The 4198-nt window shown below is 72.9% G+C and carries 4 protein-coding genes; 1 reads left to right on the forward strand and 3 read right to left on the reverse strand.

All coding sequences use genetic code 11. From position 1 onward, the window contains the following. Positions 1-703: 703 nt before the first annotated feature. The 3 genes from DBR36_RS14610 to DBR36_RS14620 form a co-directional block, all read right to left on the reverse strand. Positions 704-1132 carry a molybdenum cofactor biosynthesis protein MoaE gene (locus DBR36_RS14610; protein WP_108320487.1) on the reverse strand — a complete coding sequence of 143 codons (429 nt, stop codon included), beginning with the start codon at positions 1130-1132 and terminating at the stop codon, positions 704-706. Beyond that, on the reverse strand, positions 1129-1656 hold the full coding sequence (locus tag DBR36_RS14615) for a molybdenum cofactor biosynthesis protein B (protein ID WP_108320488.1): 528 nt from the start codon (positions 1654-1656) through the stop codon (positions 1129-1131). The genes DBR36_RS14610 and DBR36_RS14615 overlap by 4 nt, the downstream gene beginning before the upstream one ends. An 82-nt stretch (positions 1657-1738) precedes the next feature. After that, entirely contained in the window at positions 1739-3352 is a 1614-nt protein-coding gene (locus DBR36_RS14620; protein ID WP_108320489.1) for an SDR family oxidoreductase, read from the reverse strand. 78 nt (positions 3353-3430) lie between these two features. Between DBR36_RS14620 and DBR36_RS14625 the strand changes: the two genes are divergently transcribed. After that, positions 3431-4060 (forward strand): response regulator, encoded by a 630-nt coding sequence (locus DBR36_RS14625; RefSeq protein WP_108320490.1) that lies wholly within the window; start codon positions 3431-3433, stop codon positions 4058-4060. The last annotated feature ends 138 nt before the right edge of the window (positions 4061-4198 follow it).

The raw sequence follows: 4198 nt of genomic DNA on the forward strand, positions 1-4198 counted from the left end.
ACGCGGGCCGAAGCGGCGCGAAACTCGGACGAACGCACCGAACTCGGACGATCCCCCGCGAAACATCCGACTTTCGCGCGATTCTCCGAGCTTTGGGGCAACCGCCGGGCTGCGGGCACGGCGCGAACCCGCGGGGCCGACACGCGGCGCGCGAAACTCGGACGAACGCACCGAACTCGGACGATCCCCCGCGAAACATCCGACTTTCGCGCGATCCTCCGAGCTTCGCGCCAGCCGCCGAGCTACGGGCACGGCCTGCACCCGCGGGGCCGGGTCGGCGCGCGAAACTCGGACGAACGCACCGAACTCGGACGATCCCCCGCGGAACGTCCGACTTACGTGCGATTCTCCGAGCTTTGCGCCAGCCGCCCGAGCTACGGGCACGGCCTGCACCCGCGCGACCGGCACGCGGCACGCGAAACTCGGACGAACGCACCGAACTCGGACAATCCCCCGCGAAACATCCGACTTCCGCGCGATCCTCCGAGCTTCGCGCCAGCCGCCGAGCTACGGGCACGGCCTGCACCCGCGCGGTCGTCACACGGCACGCGAAACTCGGACGAACGCACCAAGCTCGGACAATCCCCCGCGAAACATCCGACTTCCGCGCGATTCTCCGAGCTTCGCGCGCAGGCGTCTCCGCGTTCCGGGTACGACTCAGCCGCGCAAGCGCGCGCAGCCCCCGCCGCGCACGAGGTGGGGGCTAGCCCCCGAGGCCCTTCCACTCCGTCGTGCCGTCGGCCTCGACCTGCCGCTTCCACACGGGCAGGTCGGTCTTGATCGTCTCGATGACCGTGCGGCACACCTCGAACGCCGCTGCGCGATGACCGGATGCCACGGCGATGACCACCGCCGCCTCCCCCACGCCCAGGCGCCCGACGCGATGGCTGACCGCGACGATCGCGTCGGTGCCGGCGGCGGCGTCCGCGGCGATGCGGTGCAGGGTCTGCTCGGCGTCGGGGTGAGCGCTGTACTCGAGGGCGACCACGGCGTCGGCGGCGTCGGGATCGGTGTCGCGCACGCGACCGACGAAGGTGGTGACGGCGCCCGAGGAGGACTCCTCGACGGCGTCGAGGTGCGCGTCGAGGTCGAGGGGTTGATCGGACAGGCGGGCGATGCGGACGGCGCTCATGCGTGGTCTCCTCCGGCGAGCTGGTCGAGGATGTGCGGGGCGAGTTCCGCGAGGACGGAGATCCCGGATGCCACGGCCCTCGTCGATCCGGGGAGGTTGACCACGAGGGTGCCCGGGTCGACGATGCCCGCGAGACCGCGAGAGATGACGGCCAGAGGCGTGTCGGCGAGGCCACGGCGGCGGAGTTCTTCGGCGATCCCGGGCAGCGGGCGGTCGAGGACGCGGGCGGTGCCCTCGGGTGTGCGGTCGGTGGGCGCGATGCCCGTGCCGCCGGTGGTCACGACAAGACCCGGCCGCTCGGCGACGAGCGCGCGCAGTGCCCTCTCGACGCTGTCGGCGCCGTCGGGCACGACCACCGGGTCGGCGCAGTCGAAACCGGCCTCACGCAGCAGCGAGACCGCGAGCGGTCCACCCCGATCCTCGCGTAGGCCGGCGGCGGAGCGGTCGGAAACGGTCAGGACGCGGGCGCGAGGGGGCACGCGGATCAGCCTAGGCCGCTCCGGCCGTGTGCGGCCCCGCGACATCGCGCCGCACACGAGAAGTCGCACTCCCGCCCACCGCGCGACCGGAGATCCGCGCGCCGCCCGTCGCCCGCGCGGGCAGCTGTCACGCCGACGGCGCCGCGGTCGTCTCGACCTCGGCGATCTCGGGCGCGATGCGCCCCGCCTTCGCCTTCGGCTCGAGATCGTCGCGCTGCACGTGCTCGGCCGCGGCCGTGATGCGCCGCGCCATGCCGCTGAAGATGAGGCCGTGGAAGGGCAGCACCGACAACCAGTACAGGCGCCCCGCCAGACCCGTGGGGAAGAACAGCGCGCGCTGGTCGAAACGGGCGCCCGTGCCCTCGGGGGTCGCGCGCAGTTCGAGCCATGCGCCGCCCGGCACCTTCATCTCGGCGCGCAGGCGCAGCAGGTGGCCCGGCTCGATCGCCTCGACCCGCCAGAAGTCCAGCGCGTCGCCGACCGTGACCACCGAGCGGCTGCGGCGGCCTCGGGCGAGGCCCACCCCGCCGACGAGGCGGTCCATCCACCCGCGGATCGCCCAGAGCAGGGGCGAGGAGTACCAGCCGTTCTCGCCGCCGATGCCCTCGATGACCGACCACAGCTGCGCGGAGCTGGCCGTGGTGGTCATGGTGCGGATGTCGGTGTACACCAGGCGCCCGGCCCACTCGGGGTCGCTGGGCAGGGGGTCGCTCGGCGCCCCCGAGACCTCGGCGTCCTGCCAGCTCGTCTCGATGTCGTCGTCGTTGACGCGCCCCAGGGCCCGTCGTACGGCCTCGCGGTAGGGCATCAGCCCGCCCTCGGGTCGTGGAACGAGATCGTCGATCGCGCGGTCCTTGACGACGCAATCGTTCTGCAGCGACTCGACGAGGGGCCGGGCGATCGCCTTCGGAATGGGCGTGACGAGGTTGACCCAGTGCGACGCCAGGCGGGGCGTGAGGACGGGCAGCGAGGCGATCGCCCGCTGCGGCAGGCCGGCCTGCAGGGCGTAGCCGTTCATCATCTGGCCGTAGCGCAGGACGTCGGGACCGCCGATGTCGACCGCACGGTTGACGTTGGGGGCGACGCGCGCGGCGCCCAGCAGATAGTGCAGCACGTCGCGCACCGCGATCGGCTGGATGTGGTTGCGGACCCACTTGGGCGCGGGCATGTACGGGAGCACGTCGGTGAGGTGACGGACCATCTCGAACGACGCCGAGCCCGAGCCGATCACGACACCGGCCTGCAGCACGAGGGTGGGCACGCCGCTGCGCAACAGGATCTCGCCGACCTCGACGCGCGAGCGCAGGTGGGCCGAGAGGGTCGCGTCGTCGGGGTGCAGTCCGCCGAGGTACACGATGCGAGAAACGGATGCCGCCGAGGCGGCATCGGCGACGGTCTGGGCGGCGACGCGGTCGGTCGCCTCGAAGTCGCGGGCGCTGCCCATCGAGTGGATCAGGTAGTAGAGCACGTCGACGCCGTCGACGGCGGCGCGCACCGCCGCGCGATCGGTCGCATCGCCCGCGGCGACCTCGACATCCTCGCCCCACGGGAACGCCCCGACGCGGCGCGGATCGCGGGCGAGGACGCGCACCCGGTACCCCGCCGCCAGCAGGCGCGGAACGAGCCGGCCACCCAGGTAGCCGGTGGCCCCCAGAACGAGGGCGAGAGGAGCCGACCCGTCGGGTCGGGGCTGCGCGACCAGCGCGGGTTCGCGGCCGGTGGGGGCGGAGAGCTCGGTCATGTCGATACGGTACGCCGGGGCTCCGACATCGCCCAGGGCTTGACGGATCGCGGGGGTGCGCGACGATAAAGTGAGCGCGTGCAGACCGCGTGGGTGAGACGCGTGCTCGTCGTCGAGGACCAGCCGGCCATGCGTGCGCTGCTGTGCGACATGCTCGCCCACCGCGGGTTCGAGGCCACGGGGGTCGCCGATGCGGCCGGGGCCGTGGACGCGTTCTCGCGCACCGATCCCGACGTGCTGCTGACCGATATCGACCTGGGTTCGCGTCCGTCGGGCGTCGAGCTGGCGGTGATGCTGACCGGCCTCGCCCCGCACCTGGCCGTGGTGTTCCTGAGCAGCTTCCCCGGCGCGGCCACCGGTGGACCCGCGGGCGCCGTCTTCCTCTCGAAGCTCGACGTGACCTCGGCCGACGCCGTGGTGCGGGCCCTCGAGACCGCCCTGGCCGATTCCTCGCCCGATGCGGTGTCCCCGTCGCCGCGCGCCTCGCCGCTGGCGGTGCTCACCCGGCAGCAGGTCGAGATCCTGGCCCTCGTCGCGCGCGGGTGGACCAATACGCAGATCGCCGCCGATCGCGGGACCGGCGTCCGGGCGGTGGAGCGGGCGGTCAGCCGCATGTTCGAGCGGCTGGGGCTGGCATCCGATCCGTCCACGAACGCGCGGGTACGGGCGAGTGCGCTGTACATGGCGGAGTTCGGCTCCCTGTCATGAGGAGTCTCGTCGGCGTCGTCACGAGCGGACGGTTCGTCACCCGGTACCCCTTCGCGGCGATCCTGCTCGTGTCGGTCATCGTTCTGGCGCCCACGCCGGTCCCGCTGCATCCCGGCCAGCGCCTCGTCGTCTCGATCG

Source organism: Microbacterium sp. HMWF026 (assembly GCF_003061325.1).
Lineage (GTDB): Bacteria > Actinomycetota > Actinomycetes > Actinomycetales > Microbacteriaceae > Microbacterium > Microbacterium testaceum_E.

Coding starts and splice junctions, on each gene's coding strand:
- DBR36_RS14610 (WP_108320487.1), bottom strand. CDS start 1,132: ATGAGCGCCGTCCGCATCGCCCGCCTGTCCGATCAACCCCTCGACCTC.
- DBR36_RS14615 (WP_108320488.1), bottom strand. CDS start 1,656: ATGTCGCGGGGCCGCACACGGCCGGAGCGGCCTAGGCTGATCCGCGTG.
- DBR36_RS14620 (WP_108320489.1), bottom strand. CDS start 3,352: ATGACCGAGCTCTCCGCCCCCACCGGCCGCGAACCCGCGCTGGTCGCG.